Origin of the sequence: Vibrio sp., from assembly GCF_050299255.1 — a bacterium.
GTDB lineage: Bacteria > Pseudomonadota > Gammaproteobacteria > Enterobacterales > Vibrionaceae > Vibrio.
The window spans coordinates 1-19,212 of sequence record NZ_JBNKVP010000047.1; the positions used below are offsets into that span (position 1 = coordinate 1).

A 19,212-nucleotide genomic window follows, 5' to 3' on the forward strand; every position below is an offset into this window, starting at 1 on the left:
GGGAGAACGTTGAACAAAACATCATTAAGTTCATGGAGAAAGAGCCACAGGAGCTGGAACAAATGATGATGCAGACCATCACTAACATGACACGCAATGTTCAGCGTGACTCGCTCAACATGGAACGGACTTTAATCCGTGCCGCTGAAAAGCACATTCCTGAATTTTCGTCTGCGGCGGTCACGGCTTGGACACCGACTAAAGAACGTCTAGCGACTATGACTAAGGCCATTCGCCAGCAAGCTCTTGAACAGTCTGGTTTTGCCAAAGCCTACAGTGAGGCCAAAGGTGAAAAAGCCTACACAGCACTGCTGAATCAGAAAACCGATGATGCCGTGAAAGCCATTCTGGACTTTAACTTCGACTGGTCACAGTTCGCACCGACTTACTATCAAGCGGCCATTAAAGAGCAGAAATACAACTTCTAACGTTTGACAGAATGCAGGTCACGGCAGGGCTTGCATTCTGATTATCCCCGATATGCTGAACCTATCTAAACAAGGAGAAATCGTTATGTTATCTGCACTCGCCCAACTGAATAAAGCATCACTGACGTTGACCACCGCCGAGAATGGCCAAATCAACCTCGCCATTTTTGCCGAGGGCAAAACCCCACTGGCTCTGACTTTCACACCAGACCGAATTGCCCATGCCGAGCAGGAAGTCAAAACCTACTGCGCAGCGCATTCTAGTCCAGTGGTTTCATCCAATTTAACTCTAGCGACTCAAGCCACCGCACCCACTGAGGCCGTATCTGATGCCACGACTGCGCCAGAACCAACACCGCAGCAAAACGAGGTGAACGGTTTTGAAGATGATTTAATGTCGGAATTTGGTCTGTAACAGGGAGAATTGGCTATGACGAATCAACAAGTACAGCGTATCTGGAAAATCGGAGCTGCCCGAATTACCGACCCATGTTCTGCACTGCCTTTTGCTCAGTCGTTTGAAATACTGGCAAAAAGCCACCCACAGGTACGCCACACCACCGTATTCGAATCCGATGGTATCGTGCAGGAGGACGGCAGCGTGTTGTATGAAATCCAGCTACTGCCAGCTAAGACCAACGGCTAATCATTCAAACAGGTAGTTCGCCATGAACGTCAAAGAGAGAGCGCAGCAATGGTACACGCAACAAGTCAACACAGAGCAGTCCCAACAACAGCAGCCATTCATTTGCAGCCGCAAGGCGTTGAGCGCCAGCCCGACCCATGCTTTGGCACTGACCGCCAGCAAGTTGAACTTCTTAAAGCAGTTGCCAAACAAGTCAAATTAACAGGTGGAACCTCCTCAGAGGCTATCTTCTGTCACCATTTCAACGAGGCGCAGTTCTGCGCCTTGATGGCGCTGGCTGACCAACTCGGCCTACAGCTAGAGCTAGACCGCCTGTTTGACCAAACCGAGGAAACGAATTTATCGGACTTTTTGTCGCTACTGACTCAGCGGTTGGAGCAGCAAGTCGAAGCGGCTATCAAAGCCAAAACAGACAACGCACAACAAGATCTTATCGCCCTGTTAGAACAACATGGCCACACCTTTGACCGTCAGCAATTGGTCGCTCATTTCAACGCCGCACTGAAATGCGATATGGGCAGCCTGGAAATCGGCGTCAACGGCACCACAGAAACGAACTTCGACTGTGACGATAAACTCTATCTATCACTGTGCTCGAACGAACCGGCATTGTTTATGAACACGGCACGGTTTCGTTCAACTGCCAGAGACACCAACTTGTATGAATCGGTAGTTAATGTCATTCACCGTCAATCGAACCATGCGTTGATCATTGCCGACCCTGAGGCGATTTTTGACCGAGTGCCAGAGTTTTACCAGTTAGCTGATTACATCGGTGACAAGTTGGGTGAACTCAAGGATGTTGATGCGCTTTGGGCGCTGGCTGTAGAACGGGGCTACATGGAAGAATGCTGCTGGATGGGGGAGGACGACGAAGAAACTAAAGAGTCCATGACGGAGGTAATATCAGAGATGCTGTCGATTTATGAAACGAGTTCAGGCAGCAATACGGCGAGCACGTATTTGAGCGAATGGTTTGATAAGCAGTTTACCCCATTGCCTACGGACTGTTTTTCGCTGCAATCTCACAGCTATCCTCTCCACTTTTGGACAGACTCGGATTCAGTAGAACAAGCCATCAATCAGCAACCGGACTACTATTACGAAGAAAGTCAGTCAAGACTTCACCTTGAGCCAGAAGTGGCACTGGACACCTTAACCGCCATTGGCTACAACCGGAACCTGATCATGCTGTTTGATGCGCTATGCTCAATTGGCTACGAAAGTGAATTTGTCGCTACTTGGCTAAAGGAAAATGGCATCACGCCAAGCAAAACCACTATCCTTTAACCATCCCTAAACCGAGCAACACAATGCCAAACCTGTGTTGCGATTTATTCCACAAAACCGCCGCACACGGATACAAAAAAGTTGGCAGTCCTGCGCGCAGGACTTTTCTATTTCACTATTATATTCATGTACTTATGTACATTACCGCTTGGCATAATTTCGCGTCTAAATCCCTTGCATTTTCCTCGTTGGCCATATCCTTTACTAGAACGCCAACACAGGAGAACACCGATGCTTTTCGAACAGCCCACCATAGATCGAGACAACTCAAACCACTCTCAACAATGCACTCAGCTACTGTTCTTGCTTGAACAGTACAACGGTAAAGAAACCTTTGTCTCGTCCATTCCGCTAAAGAATGGCCAGATTGGTACGCCCATCGTAATTGACCCGCAAGAACTGATTGAAAAGTTAACCACTCAGGACAATACCGTTGAGCTGATTGATGACCGCATTTTGGTGAAAACCGCCAGTAAATTGGTGTGGACGTATCAGCCAGCCGCAACTCAGCCCCTGTATTACCGCCACAACAAGCATTCTTTTACCAAGCCGATTAAGTGGCCAAAGTTGATCTTCAAATTGGAAAATGGCCGATTGGCCGTGTGTGTAGCACCGAATCGAAAAAGGCCGAGCCTGAGCGATACCGTCTATCACGCTCCATTACCGAATGTGTATGAAAGCGGCAATATCTGTCTTGGCTCTTGTAGCTTACCTGTGACCAATAATATTGATCAGATTGCCGAAACGTACCTTAACTCGACCAAAACCCATTTAAACTTTAGTGGCGCATTAAGAGCACACAAAAAACTGTCTCAGTCACAGTATTTCAAATGGATGAAAACCAAACACACAGATCGCATAAAGCTCAGTGAGCTTGCGCCAATAGGGTCATTAAACAAATTCATTCAAACTGCATAAGGGCGGGACTATGAGTAGCTATCGTTTACCACTCCGATTGATTGGCCAAACCTTGAATGTAGCGTTGATTGGAGTCGGCGGTACAGGGTCGGCTATGGCCAAAGAATTGATCCAACTGGATACCTGCCTACGAGCGTTGGATGCCAACAGCGGTCTATCCGTTACTCTGTTTGACGGCAGGAACGTTACCGAGGCAAATATTGCGCGTCAGTCTTTCTTTCCCTCACAGGTAGGGCACAACAAAGCCGAGGCAACCGTTTGGACAGCCAATAATTTGTACGGCAAAAATTGGAGGGCTGAGGGACATTTGGAAAGTAACGCCCAACTCGCTGGATTTGATTTGATCATTACCGCGCTTGACCGTCCCTCCACTCGATTCGAAATTAGCCGTAACGCCACACATCGAACTCAGCTATGGCTAGACATGGGGAATGATGCCACTAGTGGCCAGATAGTTTGCGGCGAGCTAACCCTTGCTGACAAGTTGCTGCCGAATATCTGCGACTTGTACGACTACAGCCAGTTGTCCGATGAGGACGCAGATATGAAATCGTGCAGCGCCGATGAAAGCATTACTCGACAGCAATTGGGAGTGAACCAGTTTGCCGCTAGGCTAGGTGCACAGATTTTGTGGAACTTGTTGAGGAACGGGGAACTTGAGGTACACGGTGCGTATTTCGACTGTCAGTCTCTCCATGTCGATCCAATTCGCGTTGGTGAGTGGCAGGTGTTCGGGTATGAACCGACCTCACCTGAACAAGTGCATTAAACCGATTCAGCAGTGAAAGGCAGCGAGGCGGCAGGAGCCTTGTTCGCTGCCGCCGACTCGTTGGTTAAGCGGAAGTGGCACTTTGAGTCAGTCGCGGTTAAGGCATCATTAGAATCTCGTTGCCAGCGTTTTTTATCCAGGAACCGAACTTCTGCAATGACGGTTTTACGCCGAATCCGCACCAGATCGTGGAGTATCATTTCTCCGCTATTGAAAGAGCAGTAAACCTCACAAGGAAAGGTTCTGGAGAAGTCGCTATCAATAAAATCCCACAAAGATTCAATACTTCGGGCAATGTAAGTGTAGGTCGGTTGTTGTTCCATATAGTTCTTACTCTTTTGGTAGATTGTCCCACGAACAGCTTGGTTAGTTTATTGTGAGCTACTCAAAATGGTTCTAAACAACACAATATTTCTCTCTGACGTCGCCAACGGCAGCGAAACGGCGGCTGGCACTTTATGCACAAAATCAGTTAGTAGAACGGTGGATAAGTGGGGCGGCGATTGATTACACAACCGGGGTTAACGTATTGTGCAATAAATAGATTCGTTACTGATAAATTTGCGAATTTCACAACTTTCATTTTCGGAGTTAACGTGATTAGAACACTTCTATCAATGCTGCTTGGGTGTGCATTGAGCTATCTCAACCGACTTTTCCAACTAGGATTCATTCTCATGGTGCTGGTAATGTTCTTTTTGCTAGTGACACGCTCGTAACGTCCAACTAACGTACTGATTGCGAACCAAATCTCACTATTTAGACCTTTTTTGCACCATCGCATACTAAGTCCAATAAACTAGTGCCAAATCAGCCATTGCATTATGAAAAAGGGCAGTAATGTATGGGTTGTCGATTCAAGTTAAGGAATGAAATAATGAAAAAGGTAATGGTGTTGGGGCTGACCGGACTGGCAGCGACATTTTCCGCGCAAGCGGTACGTTTAGGAACGGACGTTGAAGCCAGTGACTACCGCGATTACATCGTGCGGTTTGAGGTTTCAGATGCCGAGAGCCGCACATCCACTTGTGGTGGCTTGCTGGTCGCGGGGGAGTACATTCTGACGGCGGCGCATTGTGTTGGGGAATGGGAATGGTTAGGTTATGGAAGCTACAAATGGTCAATTGACAATGGCGCATCCGACAACATCACTATCTATCAAGGGGTGGAATACAACGCCCCCAAGCAAACAACGACGACTTACCGCGTGCTAGAGATCATGGGAGATTTCAGCAGTCTGCATAACGCCGCGGATGAAGAAGTTGCGGCTATCAAACGATTATTGCCTGATGCAGATTGGTCGCAGCACGACTTTGTATATACGCATGATTGGATGTTGTCTGGCTTTCACCATGATATTGCATTGCTGAAACTAAGTGAGTCGGTGACGCAGCAAAATCACGCCAGTATCGAGCCATTGTACGACACCAATTTGGACACGTTTAATGTTTCTGATGGAACTACCCTTAGTTTCCGTGGTTGGGGGCATGATGAAACGAATCGAACTCCGGCTTCCATGCAACAAGCGGACATCCAGATTAATACCCGAGATTCACAATACAATCCGAACAGTCCACTGGTAAATAACACAAATGATACTTGTGCCAACGACGCCTCCAGTTTGTGTACTTACATGGTTTTTGACCTATTAATGATGTACCCAACCACACTGTCTGCCACCCCGTCCAGTGGTGATTCGGGCACTCCACTTGAACTGGAACCCAACAAAGTTATTGCAGCCGCCAAACGTGTATCAGTGCTATATGACTGGGTTCAATTGACCCACTTTGGCTGGTATCTTCCGAACATCGCCGCTCAAATTGATGCCGTCACTGCCCCTAAATCGCTGGGTTTTATGTTCACCAAAGCGCCTGTCGAGTTTAGCTTTGACCACACGTTTGCGATTCAGAACCTGACAGACCAAGACGAAACGCTGACACCGTACCTCACTGGCGATACCGACAATTTCTCGATTAGCGGCTGTGAACAGACGTTGAAACCTTTGCAGGCTTGTGAAATCACCCTGACGATTACTGGACAGGACGCCGATGCTGCGGCATCACTGAACATAAGCAACACCGATGGTACGGTGATCCCAGTGACTCTGACCATACAAGAAGAAATCGTAGTTCCGGAAGAACCTGATGGCGAAACCGATAACAATTCTGGAAACACTGGTAATACCGGAAGTGGCGAGGGTGAATCTGGCGGTGGTTCATTCGGTTTCCTATCTCTGTTTGGTCTGATGGGACTCTACCGATTCCGTAAACAAACCAGCTAAAGATAAATATTTCAAAGAGATAAATAAATAATTGCCCCGTTTTTCGGGGCTTTTTCATTGTACAAAAAGCCAGCGCCATCTTACACTACCACTGTATGGAACAACAGGCAGGAGCATCGCATGGCAACCTTTGAGCAAATCGACTCGTTGCGGTCGATTTTTCGTCAGATTGAACATAGCAACACGCAGTTGCAATCGGTGTTGCGCCAGATGCCATGTGTTCAGCTTTGCGTTCAGGAAGTACCTCAGTTTGCACGAGATGCCGATCTACCCGCTGTTATTCAGCCAATCGGCCAGTCCGTTTCCGTGGACTTTGCACTTCGTCAGGCCGTCGAACCTCAACAAGTGTTTCAGTACAACCATAACCTGCCTAAACGTTTTGCGGGGATCATCCAGCTCTCAGCAACCAAACGCCAGTATGATGCTGTCGCTGAGCGGGTGAGCGATTCCACCTTGTTACGTAAAGAGCTGGTCAGTAAGTTAAACGACTACGAGCCTGTTTCACGTCGCCGCAGTCGACTTACAAAAGCGTTGTTCCCGGATATCTTATTTCAGACTATGATGCGCCGCATTCCGTTGGCGCCGTTTGATACCAGTTCCGTATCGTTGTCCTGGTGCGAAGAGCAAAAGAGCCTAAAAAAACTATCAACCGACCAGGCATTGCAGTTTATTGACAGTTACTACAAAGGGGTCAGTGATCGGCTAAGAGAACAGAACCGGCAACGGATAGAGAGCGTAACTGCCGTCTTCAAATCAACCAATGTGAGAGTGCATCCCCAGCTGGTTTATCGCCACATCGTCAACGACAAGGCGTGCTTTACCCCAAAAAAAGTACACTCGCCGCTTATCGTGTTGACCAGTCACTCAGAACCCATCAGTTTTACTGCTCTGGGTCCTTATACGCAGTCGGCCAACGAACATCGTAATTTGAAAGGATACAAGACGCTGTTTCCAGGTACCTGTTTAGTGTACAGGGTAGGGGACATGTCCTTGTCCACCTAAAAAGTAAAAAGCCACCAGAAGGTGGCTTTCTTCACTGCAGTGCGAGCAAATGAATGTAGCAACTATCTGCGCACAGAGATCCGCGGTTTACCAAATGCTCGGTCGCCATACCGTAGTGCCATTACAAACACCAAGGCCAGGCTCAAGATGGGTGTCCAGCTCATATAAGCAGATGGCGCATCAATCCCGAATTTGACCAACAGCAGGACAGCCACCGAACCTAAGATGGGCGTGGCCATAATCATCAATGCCGCAAACATAGCCACAGGCATTAGCCAAACGTTGATAGATTCATGGTTGTAAATCCACGGAAAAACGAACGTGGCTTGCACGAGCAGCGCTACGTTATGGCCAACAATCACGATAATTTTAGGAATGTTCAGTTTTGCCATTTTTTTGCTACCTCCTTGAACCTATTCCAGAACTAGTGTTTTTTCATGACAGCAATCTTCCTAGCCGTCGCAATTAAGGTATCGATAGTCACACCCAGAATTTTAACGATGGTTTCGGCGCTAATCGGGACCGTGGCAACCAGCTCGCCGTTCGCATCGCGAAAGTCGGCACTGAATTCTGTTGACCCGGAAAAGATTTCCATCGCTTTCCAGGCCTTACCCATTTCTTCCACTGAATCAAACTGGGTACCTCCGAGCATAAGAATCTGCTTATGAAAATTGTCAAAAAGAACAAACTCCACATAGCCGGCACAAAGCGACGACTTAGAACGCATGCCTTTAAACGATTTCTCGGTTACCTTGGTTTTATTTGGATAATTTTTCATGTTCAAACTCTTTTCGTGTAAACGGCGGCAACGCGGACAACAGATCATAACCATACGGTTTGGTGACAATTCTCCGGTCCAATATCACGCAACGGCCCGTGTCTTGCTCTGAACGAATCAGCCGCCCAACACTTTGAATCAGCGCACGACTGGCATGAGGCAGAGCAAGACTCTCAAAAGGTCGACGACCGCATCGAGATTCGTACTCGCTATGTGCAGCAGCAATAGGCGAGTCAGGCATTTCAAAAGGCAGCCGGATAACTATCAGGTTCTCCAGTAAAGGGCCTTTCAAGTCCAAACCCTCGGAAAATGACGCAAGACCAAACAGAGCCGAACTCAACCCCTTCGCAAGTGCTTGCTGATGATTTCCAATCACTTCATTTCGAGGTGCATCGCCCTGGCACTGCAGCAAAATTCCATTGCTGGTGCACCGGCTTTCTATTGCGCTGCGCACCTCCTGCATTTGTTTTCGGCTCGTAAACAGTACCAAGGTGGATTTCTGTCCGGCGATATAATCCATCAAATGGGCTTTCAACCACACAGTAAATTCGGCCTTGTTGGGCTCGAACGGTACCAACGGGGTCATCAACACAGCCTGAGTTGGATAATCAAAGGGCGACGCATAGCGCCGGAAAAATGCCGAACCTTCGTAGTCCAGTCCAACCGACTGAGCGAATGAGTGAAACGACCCCAGACTCCTCAACGTGGCCGACGTCAGTACAACGCCACTGTGGTTTTCCCACAACATCGAACGCAGAGACTCGCCGACACACACTTCACTAGCGCCCAGCAAAACTTTGTCCGTGAGTGGATCGATATCTATCCATTTTGCTGGCGGTATACCGACGTCTCTTTCCACGTTGAGCAGTTTGATACCGCTCAGCACGGCCGAGATACGGTTAAGATAGAAACCGATGTCACTCAATGCTTGTTCAGCTGACGCCAGAACCAAGCTATTTGCATCATTTACCAACTCACCCAATGCCTCACGCGTATTCTTCAGGCATTTCACTAGACGACTACCGCTGCTTTCCACGTTGCGGGTCAGCGTTTCAAATGACTTCGGCAGGCGTCCTGATTCAAATCGATAGTATTTCTGGCCATCAGACCAATTCATGGCCTGCGATTGGCACCAGGTCTTGAGCCGCTCCAAGTCTTCGATAAATGGTTGCACTAAGTCGACCAACTCTTTAGATGCAGAGGAGGAGGTCGAATCACCGAACGCCCGGGTCAGCTTTTGACTCTGGCAGACTCTTTCAAGACTGCTTAAAACGTTGAGTACGCCATCGAGATTGATACCGGCGGCGGATGCATCTCGCACAACCTCAGGTAACTGGTGCGCCTCATCGAACACATAGATAGCCTCTTCAACACTTGGCAACAGAACGCCGCCACCGAGAGCAAAATCTGCCGCGACCAGGGCATGATTTGCCACCACAACATCTACATGCTGCAACTGAGCCCGAGCAGCATGGTATGGACACCGGGCATGGGACGGACTGCTGTGCTTACAACTGTATTGATCACTCGCTATCGAGCTCCAGACTTCATCCGTAAGCTTATTCCCGCTCCAGGCATCACGGTCGCCGTCCCATTCTCCAGCTCGTAAAGCCATGGCCATTGCTTCTATCGTCGAAATATCCGCGTCTTCCGGTTTCACGGTTAGAACCGCGGCATCCCAATCGAAGTCGAGATTCTGCTGATTGCTTTGCATAAAGGCCAACGCTTGCATCAATTTGTGTTCACACACATATCGGCCTTTCCCTTTCAGCAGGGCAAACGTCACCGGTTCGGGATAGACAGTCTGAAACAGCGGTAAATCCTTTTGTATAATTTGCTCCTGCAGTGCCACGGTAGCAGTACTCACGACGACAGTTTTGTTGGCCGCTTTTGCAGTTGGCACTACCGCTAGCAAGTACGCCAGGGTTTTACCAACACCCGTACCTGCCTCACAAACGGCCACCGGCGTCTCAGATTGCAGAATCTGGCGGATATCATTAATCATCTTAAGTTGCGACTCTCGACGGCGGTACTGGGCACTGGATTCACTGAGCGCAGCCAACGTCTTTTTAATCGCCACAACAATCTTGTCTGTATTCACCTACTCATCCTTAAAGAACCGGGCATATCGTTAGGCTAACAGGCAAAATTTAAATGCAAGTGGGGGAGGGGAAAAGATTTCGCTACAGTCAAAATTAGAATCTCTCGAAGGTAACTCATTAATTCTAGATAGAATCAATTCATGACCTGTCTTAAGAAGCCGCTCAATTTGATATTGACGCAGATATCGAGCCCGTCCAACATAGTGGTGTGAATAAAGTTCTTATGCAGCCCTCCTTTAGGCAAGCACAAAAAAACCGCCGTATGGCGGTTTTTTGTTTAAAGGAACAGTTACAACGTCCCTCTCATATCTTCGTCATCGTTTTTATCAACCCCTGATAAAAATATTTCAGGTGGTTCTTCTGGTACGAAGTTTCTCCGCCGAGTCTTTAGTCCAGCATTAGAGGCAGAATTCTTTTCATTTGCCTTTGCCTGGTTGCGATTTGTTTGATTGGCCTTAGCTCTTCTTTGAGGTGCCGTTTCTACTTCTGGCTCTTGAGTCATCTCATGCTCAGCTACTGAAGCTTCTACACGCACTGAACCATTAACTTTGTCTTCAGACCAGAGCATCTCGTTACGCCAAACTAAAGTTCTAGTCCGGCGCTCTTCTTCAGTCATGTAGTTTGATTTATGCCATTGTAAGGTCAGGTTGTTTTTCGTCATTTGTAGCGATGCGTAGAACTTCGCCAGACGCATAACAGATGTCAATCCAGCCCCTGAAGCCATGGTAATTTTTTGGGTGCCCCGGATTTCATCCTTATTGACATGATGGACCAGCAGCATCGATGCACCGCTATCTTTCGCAAGCTTGGAAAACGTATTCTTAATGAGTCGGTCGTGTTTAACCTCGTCACATGAGCCAATTGCCTCAGTAACGGTATCGACGATAACAAGATCGAACTGAGACATGAGTTCCACCAACTCATCAATGTAAGCCTGATGTCGTTGATGCTCTGAAGCTGGGCTTTCGGGAGGAATAACCAAAGCCGGTATATCGGTGAGGAAAGAAAGATGCTCATCCAATTCATCCAAACAAGTGGCATCAAGATGCAATGATTTTTGGCTGATCCGCTGGGCCAGGATTGCTTGAGAATCCTCACTACTAATGATGAGAGTTTTGGCAGGGTAGGGCCGTGCTGTCAGACCCAAAATAGACATTGAGCTGGCATGTTCGATGGCCAGGCTAAGGGCCAAATGAGATTTACCAATGTCAGGCGCGGCGATTAACATGCCAACGTGACCTTTTAACAGGCCAAACAAGGTAAAATCTGGCAGTTCCTCAGCGTTATCGTGAATGTTTTTAAGTTGCCCAAATGAGCTGGGATTAAGCTGTTTCATCAAAGTTTTCTACATTACCAACGGGGTAGATTTTAGTTACGTTGTTATGGGTTTTGAACTGAACTTTAAAATCAGTTTCGATTTGTCGCGCCAAGGCCAACAGGTTTGATATAAGGTCATATTTAAATGACCTGCTCACCGGGCTCGGGATGGATTCAATATACTTATCAACTAACCAATCCAGTTTTTTACCATTAATGTAACTGGCCTTATGCGTTGTCATGTACTTGATGAAGCTACGGACGCCTGGCTTGCTGTAGTTACTCATCAAGATCTGCTCTAAACGCAAGAAGTAACCATGCTCTTTGATGGATTTCAACAAGCTTCGATCTGGAATGACAAAGACATGGTTGGCCACCGTGCCGTCAGAACGGCCATTCTTGTTCTTGGACGCATCGTAGAACAAGCGGAAATCTTGGATAAATCGGAGCATGGCGCGACTAGTTACGCTTCCGTTGTCGTCCAACTCCCCGACTGATAGGAAACTGGAGTAAAGCTGATAAATCCGGCGCTCGATTTGTTGATATACGGAGCGGTGAGGCCTCATTCCCATTCGTTGCGCCAATTCATACATGCTCATAGAGAGCACTATCGCGGAACGGTCGGTGATAATATCCAGCTCGTCTGACGGACCGGAGCCAGTTTTGATACCATGGCCGTCTTCAATGGTGCGAAACACATCCGACCACCTTAAATGTCTGCCGGACTGATACGATTCGTCATCCAACGTAATTGTGGTGGCATGGGCGAGTAACGTATCCAGTAAATCGCGATGAGGCTGCAGCAGGTAATCAACATGCAGATCAATCTGAAAGTCTTTACCATAGCTACTCACATAAGATCTTTCTAAAGGTTGATTAGGATCTGTTCCGCCCTTTTTGGCGACCTCAGTCAGCTTTTTGATCATGTAGCTGGTGGGACGCGTAGACGGGTGGAACACCGTCAACCGGGAATAGAGTAGAGATGAGATAAAGTTATTCGGCCTTTTAGACTCTTCAGTGATCTGAATTTCTTTACCTGTTTCATGATCAATGTCGTTAACAACCTCTTCGTTATCTAGTGACATAACATACCTAACCCATACATAATTGTTGTTAATTCTAGGGTAAACCACCCATAGCACCCGGCTAGAGCACAGAAGCGACTTACCATTCAAGAATGGTTTACTCTGAATGGCACCATTTGGTACTTGCGACTGCAAAAAAAATCAAAAAACGTGATCTAGTCAACGCGCACGCTGCCTCAATCAAGTTAGAACATGCAAATCAAGTAATTAGACTGTTTCAGTCTGTCGAATGCGATACCCACTGTAGTTCAATCACTATAGCTGTGTAGCTCGATAACGATACCATAGCCTGTCAATTACTATATTTTTGTAGTTCAAATACTATACCCACACAGCTCAAACACTGAACAGTGCAGGTCGATTACTATAGCAATTTCGGTCAATCACCATATTGATGTAGTCCGATTACTATAAGGGCGCATGTCGAATACCGTAATCCTGTAGTTCGATTACCATACCGTGTAGTTCGATAACGATACCTTAGTAGTCCGAACGCGATATCCAATTAGTTCGATCACGATACCCCTCGTAGTCCAAATACGATACCACTTGTAGTCAGATTACGATAGCATTCTGATGCATTGTAGGCCGATAACTATATGAAAAACGTGACTGTAGTCCGATTACTATAGGTGTTGTAGTTCAATTGCGATATTTCGTAGTTCAATCACTATATTGTGAAGTTCGATTGCTATAGTTGGTAGGTCGATCACGATATTTTGAAGTCCGATCACCATATTTTCGAGCCATCCCTAAGAAATAAGATCTTTAGATCCGTAAGGATCATAAGATCTACACTGCGCGATCAGCTCGCTGGTGTGCACAACGAACAAAGTAATAATCGAAGCCGATTATCACTCTGTTCGCCGTGTGAGGTTCTTACTCCAAACTTGCATTTCCAAAACCAACTCTAAGCTGACTTAGACAAGAACTGTTTTGTCACTGGGTATGAACCAACTGGTTTGTACAAAGATAAACTACTAGCGGTGCTGGGTATATATGTTTGGCACTGGCTGGTCAATTAGAGATGAAAAGAATGCTGAAACCATTACCAAGTGAACAACTTGAAGAAATTAAAAATGAGATAAGTCGTGAAGAAAACATTAAGGAGTATAAATTCCACACACATCCTGATGTTCGAGCTTTGATCGCCAGGACGAAGTTTGCTCCCCAAGCTTATATCCTAGACCCTTCACCAGAGGTACGCTTGGGGTTAATTGAAACGAATAAATGGATCAATCGAATTGCACTCACAGAGCAAAGCACACGGTTGATCATCGCAATGATCAAACAAGGTTACGTTCTAAAGCGATGGCGGAAATCTGGTGATCCATCGATTAAGAGTCTGATACAGGAAATGGATGACAATGGATCTATTAGACAGGTTAGTTAATGCGATAGAGTTGTCACAGATTTTGTTAGATAGTGCACTGGAATCAGATAGCTATCGAACACTACTGTTTTTGGTATTTGGTGCGGGTGTTGGAAGTTTTCTCAGTGTCGTGATCTATCGGTTACCTAAAATCAATGATGAAAGGACATTACTGGAAGCTGCAGAGGCCTTTCCTCTGTTAATACCAGGTCCAAAACTTCGATCTCAGTTAACTGGAATATCGATGGCAGGCTTCTCTTATGCTCCCTGTTGTGATCATAAGATCAATTGGTACCATAATATTCCGATACTCAGTTGGCTGATTTTAAGGGGCAAATGCGCTTATTGTGGAAAGCCGATTAGCGCACAGTATGTGACTTTGGAGTTGATGCTGGCCATTATCTTTGCGTTGATAGCTTGGTTTATTCCAGATGCTTTTAAGCTTTTACTCGTTTCCCTATCGTTAGCTACGTTTGTCACTATCTCGATCATCGATCTAAAGCATATGATGATCCCAAATGAACTTAATCTGTTCTTGTTCGTGATTGGGGTGGTTGGAATCGACACTGGGGTACTCTCGGTTGATATATCGCTTACTGACGCTATTGTCTCAGCCGCTATCGTATTTCTGCTGATAGAAGCGCTGAATTACGCTCTGCTGCGGTTTAAGGGGACAATTGGTATCGGAGGGGGTGATATAAAATTGTTAGCTGTCATAGCAATGCCAACAGGAGTTCAGATGGTTTTGTGGATCTTACTCGCAGCAATAATGATCTCGATGGGTTGGAACCGCTTTAAAGGTGTTGCGACAGGGCAGGTCCCTTTGGCGCCAGCGATCTTAGTTTGCGCGATTCCTCCACTTGGCTTACTCATTTAATTCGAACATGGGGCGGTGGCATCAACCTGCCCCATGTTTCAAATAGCACTGCTAAACTGGTGCAACATCTTGAAAAAATGCTATATTAACGATCGTTTGCTACCCTCACAGTTCTGTGACCACTCCACTTAGAAACCATCCATGAGTCTTCATTGTAAGAAACACGCTTCCAATGAAGATTTGCCTCGTGCAAAACGTCATGACCGTTTCAATGACACCGCATAGTGCGGCAAACGGTACATCTTACTTAGTCTATCTCGTCCGAAAGGGCATCATTAAAGGAAAAATCAATATGTTTCAGAAACTTTGGCCACTATTTTTTCTTCTAGCTGTTGGTTACCACTATAAAGCGAAAGCTGACTGCCTTTATGGTGATCAGGTTGTAAAAGTTGGTAACGCAATCGGCATTTTTGATCCAGTTCTATATGAACAAGCCAAGCGCTTCTATCTCGATTCAGGCTATTCCGAACAGGAGTCGATTGAATTGGCTGGAAGTGATGATTGGACTCATATTGTGCTTAGCTGTGTTCAGACCTACCGGAAATCGGATACAACGGGTTCGAATACACGCCCGGCAGCAAACATTGATCTTGGACCTCAAATGTTAGTAGCAGTTGAACATCAAGCTGATTGGCTGATGTCCTTGAAAAACTACCGTTTCTAGAAGGGGAACCATCCACGTCAAAAATCATTCAAAACCCTGGGGGCACCATGCTTTCGGGTTTTGTGGATCTAGTTTGACATAAAAAATAGCCAAGGAGTAAAACGTTAGCGCCGCGAAGATGACAACAACCTGATTCGGAGCGGCAACATCTCATCAGTTCGAAAGAACATACATTAGGAAAAGGAATAAACTATGTTTGGTTTTATGACCTGTGATACTCAGGAAGCAATTCAGTGTTTATCTACTTGTGATTGTTATTTACTCAGTCCTAACGATAGTCCAACAAAACTGACCTACTACGACGGTAATGGCGGTTTCGGTACTGAAGTAGGGAACAGCATCAACGTTTGGGATTGGCTATCAAGACACTTCCTGGCGAATGATGTTGAGACTTACCAAAACCTGACCAGCCTGCAACGCGATCAATTGGGCATAACATTATTCATTGGTAGTTACTTTGTTGACGCCGAAGGATTTAAGTACGCCTGTGCGGTGGATATGGATGATCATGTCGCATCGTTGATTGGCTTCAAACCAGGTGAAGTTTTATTTAAGGACTACTGCATTGAGTTGACCATTGGCGGGGTAAAAACTTCTATCAATGATCATATCGAAGCTGGACGCCTGATTGAGAAAAAAGTAGAGACGGACATAAAGCTCAAAATTTCCTCCAAACCTGGTAGTTATTCAAACTATCCAGCTACGGAGCTTAACCCACATCAATATTGATTTGCCCGAAAGGGAAGACGAAAGGAAAACACCACTATGAAATTTGAAACAGAGAATGGTTTTCGCTACCTGAAAATGTTTGAAGATAAGCTTTATCAGATAACAGAAATGGCGACGAACGGTGAGCAATCCAATGTTGCTGATACCTCGTCTTCATTAACACTATCCGATGAGCCATGTTGCTTGATGGATATTGGAGGTATGCCCGGTGCTGAAAATGTGCATGTCTTGGGGTGTCTATACGATTCAGTTCTGATTGGACTGGGAGATTTAGACACGGTAGACAGACCATTTACCCAGCTTTATGTTCAGGTTTACACAGGCGATATTTTTCAAATCGCCGCGGTCGTAGACTCCGTAGAGGAAGGTAATCAGTTGCTACTGCAACGAGAGGACATTTCATTGATAGATAGTACCCAAATGAAATCACTCGACAGGCAATTACATTTCTTGGCATCGAATGAACCGGTCATCGCTGTTCAACTAAAGTAAACACCCTGACGACACTATCAACTCCTTGTGAGTTGGTAGTTCGTCACCCCTCACATCCATCAACCAAGTTTTTACTGCTCTACGCCCAACATAGACCAGTAAGAATTTTTGCCTATGGCAAAAACGTCACCGCCGCTTGGGTGACACCGAATAGTTCGGTGCGGCACATCTAACTAACTGACCCGAAAGGTTCTATCAAAGGAGGAAACGTATGTTTGTGTTACTGATCGAAGAAGTTGATGTGTTGAGTCTGTCCACTACGGAAGCTCAAACCAAATACGCGATTTTGCTTAGCAGACACAAAAAACAAGCTATTCCGCTACCCGACGATCAGTTCCCCAAAGAAGATGCGGAGTATTGGGACGGAGAGTTTGTCGGTGGATTCACAGACCGGGAATACGACAGCAAACTTTGTCGATTCTTGGAACGCGAATTTGAAGTACCGCTCAACTCAATGGGTATCCAAGATAAAGCTGAGTGTGCTTTGTCCATCGCGATAGTGGTGGAAGAAGGCACGATTTGGATCACTGGGGAATTAAACGAGATCAATTCGGAGCAGCCTAAATAACTTTAACCGGCCTGGCAATTGTCAGGCCCATACCGCTCGAAAGGGCAGTTCAAAAGGAGTAATTCACATGCAAGGTAACTTGAAAAAGCTAGTACATGTCGTGTCATTTTCTGGAGGACGAACCTCTGCATTTTTGGTTTGGCTTATGGAACGAGCTCGAAAAGAGTTCGGCTGGGACGTCAGATATATTTTTGCAGACACTGGCGGAGAGCATCCTCAAACGTATGTTTTCTTGAGAAATATAGTGAAATTTTGGGGGATAAATCTAGTTGTCTTACGTGCCAAAGTCAATCCGACACTTAACTGCGGCAACGGGTATGAAGTATTTCAGCCGAGCGATCTGATGACGCCGGCAATGGAACCCTTTGAACCTTTAACGTCGATGATGGTTAAGTACGGAACAATGACGGCACTCGGCCCCTATTGCAGTGAACGAATGAAGAAAGACGTCATCGAACACTACTGTAACGACACCATCGGGCGAGGTAACTACGTGAGCTGGCTCGGTATCCGGAGTGACGAACCTGACCGCCTGAAACCGAAACCAGGTATCAAATATTTGGCAGACCTACTTCACGTAGAGAAGCCAGATATTCTTCAGTGGTGGAAGCATCAGGAGTTCGATCTGGACTTATCAGAGGAATCTGGAAATTGTCTTTTCTGTGTCAAAAAGAGCGCCCTAAAAATCGCTTTGGCAGTGAAACGAAACCCTGGGTTTTATCGACAATGGTTGTATCACATTAACGATAAACGGGTTCGACAAAAGGAAAACTTCGATAAAACAGTGATGTATCGAGGCTATTTAAGCTTGGAAGGTATAGCCACGATGTATGAAGATTTTTCCGAAGCCGAGATACTTAACAAGATGAGAAGTGCTAAGCACTTCGATTCTGGATCATGTACGGAGAGCTGTGAGGCATTTAAGTTCGATTCTGAGATAGATTTTGATGTTGTTAATTCAGAAGTCTATCAGCAGTTTGAACATGAATTGCAGCTTGGTCAGTTTGAGATGGATATATTTTAAATCGTTCGAAAGGACATTCTACAAGGAGATACCACAATGTTAAAAACCTGCATTTGCTGTCAAAAGGATTTTGATAACAACGAGAACCAATCACTTTACCTGGGTGTATGTAATCAATGCACACGTTGGAAGAACAACCACATGAGCCAAATCAACCAACATCGTCAAACGATGATGGACGGTTTTAGTTCCTCTGTCAGAGCTGAGTTTGAAAAGCTTACGGCATTAGAACAAGGTTTTTTGGTACTGCGTTCAATGGAGCTTCAAGCGCCATCCAGCTAATTGTCGTCGCCGTTGGCAGCGATTTGGTATACGCCGCCCCTGCATTTTGGGGCGGCTTACTTCCGAAAGGAAATACAAAGGAGACACCGTATGTTTAACCGACAAAAACCAGATGAATTTGATCAGGCGATTGCACTTCCGGATAGGGATTGTGGTACTTCATTACTGATCGTTCGTCTGAACAATCGAATGATTGGGAAAACGGGGACAAAGTATCGTCGCCGGACACCTGTGATAATCAGTAATCAAGATAATAATCATTGGGTGCTGCGTTATTGCATGGGGGGCAGCAGTTTAAAAGGCCTAACCAAATCATCACTTGCCATTGATTACGATGGTGTTGATGAGCTGGGTATCCGCTTTAAACAACCGGCCTCACTAATCATGCGTCGAGCTAATGTTTTTGACATGGCCAAATGGTATTGGGCTCATCCAGACCGGGCAGTACGCGCGGAATGGCGCTTCGTACTAATAGGCTTTGCTTTGAGTGTTGGTGATGCATTGAACAATTTGATTTCAGCGATATTGCAGTAGTGCCAACTTGCACGACTGCTAGCTGTTACCCAAAAACGTGGCTTGTCCACGTTT

General features: G+C 46.2%; 23 protein-coding genes. 17 read left to right on the forward strand and 6 right to left on the reverse strand.

The window, feature by feature from the left end; all coding sequences use genetic code 11:
• From ACQY6F_RS12730 to ACQY6F_RS12755, 6 genes are all read left to right on the forward strand, one after another.
• Window positions 1-428: hypothetical protein (locus ACQY6F_RS12730; RefSeq protein WP_428774865.1), on the forward strand; the 428-nt coding region annotated here is incomplete at its 5' end.
• Window positions 429-513: 85 nt separating this feature from the next.
• Window positions 514-843: a hypothetical protein gene (locus ACQY6F_RS12735; RefSeq protein WP_428774867.1), complete on the forward strand. Its 330-nt coding sequence runs from the start codon at window positions 514-516 to the stop codon at window positions 841-843.
• Window positions 844-858: 15 nt separating this feature from the next.
• Window positions 859-1,074, forward strand: a complete 216-nt coding sequence (locus ACQY6F_RS12740; RefSeq protein WP_428774869.1) for a hypothetical protein — start codon at window positions 859-861, stop codon at window positions 1,072-1,074.
• Window positions 1,075-1,122: 48 nt separating this feature from the next.
• A complete protein-coding gene (locus tag ACQY6F_RS12745; protein ID WP_428774870.1) occupies window positions 1,123-2,364 on the forward strand; it encodes a hypothetical protein in 1,242 nt (413 codons plus the stop codon).
• Window positions 2,365-2,595: 231 nt separating this feature from the next.
• A complete protein-coding gene (locus ACQY6F_RS12750) occupies window positions 2,596-3,282 on the forward strand; it encodes a hypothetical protein (RefSeq protein ID WP_428774871.1) in 687 nt (228 codons plus the stop codon).
• 10 nt (window positions 3,283-3,292) lie between these two features.
• A complete protein-coding gene (locus ACQY6F_RS12755; RefSeq protein ID WP_428774872.1) occupies window positions 3,293-4,051 on the forward strand; it encodes a PRTRC system ThiF family protein in 759 nt (252 codons plus the stop codon).
• Here ACQY6F_RS12755 and ACQY6F_RS12760 read toward each other — a convergent pair.
• The gene (locus ACQY6F_RS12760; protein ID WP_428774874.1) at window positions 4,048-4,374 is read right to left on the reverse strand and encodes a hypothetical protein; all 327 of its coding nucleotides are present in this window, start codon (window positions 4,372-4,374) and stop codon (window positions 4,048-4,050) included. The two genes, ACQY6F_RS12755 and ACQY6F_RS12760, sit on opposite strands and share 4 nt — an antisense overlap.
• Before the next feature lie 554 nt (window positions 4,375-4,928).
• On the opposite strand from ACQY6F_RS12760, the gene ACQY6F_RS12765 reads away from it, so the two are divergent.
• The gene (locus tag ACQY6F_RS12765; RefSeq protein WP_428774875.1) at window positions 4,929-6,332 is read left to right on the forward strand and encodes a trypsin-like serine protease; all 1,404 of its coding nucleotides are present in this window, start codon (window positions 4,929-4,931) and stop codon (window positions 6,330-6,332) included.
• 120 nt (window positions 6,333-6,452) lie between these two features.
• Entirely contained in the window at window positions 6,453-7,334 is an 882-nt protein-coding gene (locus ACQY6F_RS12770; protein ID WP_428774876.1) for a DNA replication terminus site-binding protein, read from the forward strand.
• Window positions 7,335-7,396: 62 nt separating this feature from the next.
• Here the strand turns inward: ACQY6F_RS12770 and ACQY6F_RS12775 are convergent, their stop codons facing one another.
• The 5 genes from ACQY6F_RS12775 to ACQY6F_RS12795 all read right to left on the reverse strand — a co-directional run bounded on the left by ACQY6F_RS12775 (window position 7,397) and on the right by ACQY6F_RS12795 (window position 12,616).
• Entirely contained in the window at window positions 7,397-7,726 is a 330-nt protein-coding gene (locus ACQY6F_RS12775) for a hypothetical protein (RefSeq protein WP_428774877.1), read from the reverse strand.
• 32 nt (window positions 7,727-7,758) lie between these two features.
• Window positions 7,759-8,112, reverse strand: a complete 354-nt coding sequence (locus tag ACQY6F_RS12780) for a hypothetical protein (protein ID WP_428774878.1) — start codon at window positions 8,110-8,112, stop codon at window positions 7,759-7,761.
• Complete coding sequence (gene dinG / locus ACQY6F_RS12785; protein ID WP_428774879.1) at window positions 8,093-10,213, reverse strand: ATP-dependent DNA helicase DinG; 2,121 nt, start codon at window positions 10,211-10,213, stop codon at window positions 8,093-8,095. Before dinG ends, ACQY6F_RS12780 begins: the two co-directional genes overlap by 20 nt.
• Window positions 10,214-10,503: 290 nt before the next feature.
• Window positions 10,504-11,550 (reverse strand): AAA family ATPase, encoded by a 1,047-nt coding sequence (locus ACQY6F_RS12790; RefSeq protein WP_428774881.1) that lies wholly within the window; start codon window positions 11,548-11,550, stop codon window positions 10,504-10,506.
• Window positions 11,537-12,616 (reverse strand): DNA mismatch repair protein, encoded by a 1,080-nt coding sequence (locus ACQY6F_RS12795; protein ID WP_428774882.1) that lies wholly within the window; start codon window positions 12,614-12,616, stop codon window positions 11,537-11,539. The genes ACQY6F_RS12790 and ACQY6F_RS12795 overlap by 14 nt, the downstream gene beginning before the upstream one ends.
• 1,027 nt (window positions 12,617-13,643) lie before the next feature.
• Here ACQY6F_RS12795 and ACQY6F_RS12800 point away from each other — a divergent pair.
• From ACQY6F_RS12800 to ACQY6F_RS12840, 9 genes are all read left to right on the forward strand, one after another.
• Window positions 13,644-14,009, forward strand: coding sequence for a hypothetical protein (locus tag ACQY6F_RS12800; protein WP_428774884.1), 366 nt, complete (start codon window positions 13,644-13,646; stop codon window positions 14,007-14,009).
• The gene (locus tag ACQY6F_RS12805) at window positions 13,984-14,865 is read left to right on the forward strand and encodes a prepilin peptidase (RefSeq protein WP_428774885.1); all 882 of its coding nucleotides are present in this window, start codon (window positions 13,984-13,986) and stop codon (window positions 14,863-14,865) included. Before ACQY6F_RS12800 ends, ACQY6F_RS12805 begins: the two co-directional genes overlap by 26 nt.
• Window positions 14,866-15,052: 187 nt before the next feature.
• Window positions 15,053-15,529, forward strand: a complete 477-nt coding sequence (locus tag ACQY6F_RS12810; RefSeq protein WP_428774887.1) for a hypothetical protein — start codon at window positions 15,053-15,055, stop codon at window positions 15,527-15,529.
• Between the two features lie 192 nt (window positions 15,530-15,721).
• Window positions 15,722-16,258, forward strand: a complete 537-nt coding sequence (locus tag ACQY6F_RS12815; RefSeq protein ID WP_428774889.1) for a hypothetical protein — start codon at window positions 15,722-15,724, stop codon at window positions 16,256-16,258.
• A gap of 36 nt (window positions 16,259-16,294) precedes the next feature.
• Window positions 16,295-16,750 (forward strand): hypothetical protein, encoded by a 456-nt coding sequence (locus ACQY6F_RS12820; protein ID WP_428774890.1) that lies wholly within the window; start codon window positions 16,295-16,297, stop codon window positions 16,748-16,750.
• Between the two features lie 211 nt (window positions 16,751-16,961).
• Window positions 16,962-17,318 carry a hypothetical protein gene (locus ACQY6F_RS12825; protein WP_428774891.1) on the forward strand — a complete coding sequence of 119 codons (357 nt, stop codon included), beginning with the start codon at window positions 16,962-16,964 and terminating at the stop codon, window positions 17,316-17,318.
• A gap of 67 nt (window positions 17,319-17,385) precedes the next feature.
• Window positions 17,386-18,342 carry a phosphoadenosine phosphosulfate reductase family protein gene (locus ACQY6F_RS12830; protein WP_428774893.1) on the forward strand — a complete coding sequence of 319 codons (957 nt, stop codon included), beginning with the start codon at window positions 17,386-17,388 and terminating at the stop codon, window positions 18,340-18,342.
• Between the two features lie 141 nt (window positions 18,343-18,483).
• On the forward strand, window positions 18,484-18,624 hold the full coding sequence (locus ACQY6F_RS12835) for a hypothetical protein (protein WP_428774895.1): 141 nt from the start codon (window positions 18,484-18,486) through the stop codon (window positions 18,622-18,624).
• A gap of 90 nt (window positions 18,625-18,714) precedes the next feature.
• Window positions 18,715-19,158 carry a hypothetical protein gene (locus ACQY6F_RS12840; protein WP_428774896.1) on the forward strand — a complete coding sequence of 148 codons (444 nt, stop codon included), beginning with the start codon at window positions 18,715-18,717 and terminating at the stop codon, window positions 19,156-19,158.
• The last annotated feature ends 54 nt before the right edge of the window (window positions 19,159-19,212 follow it).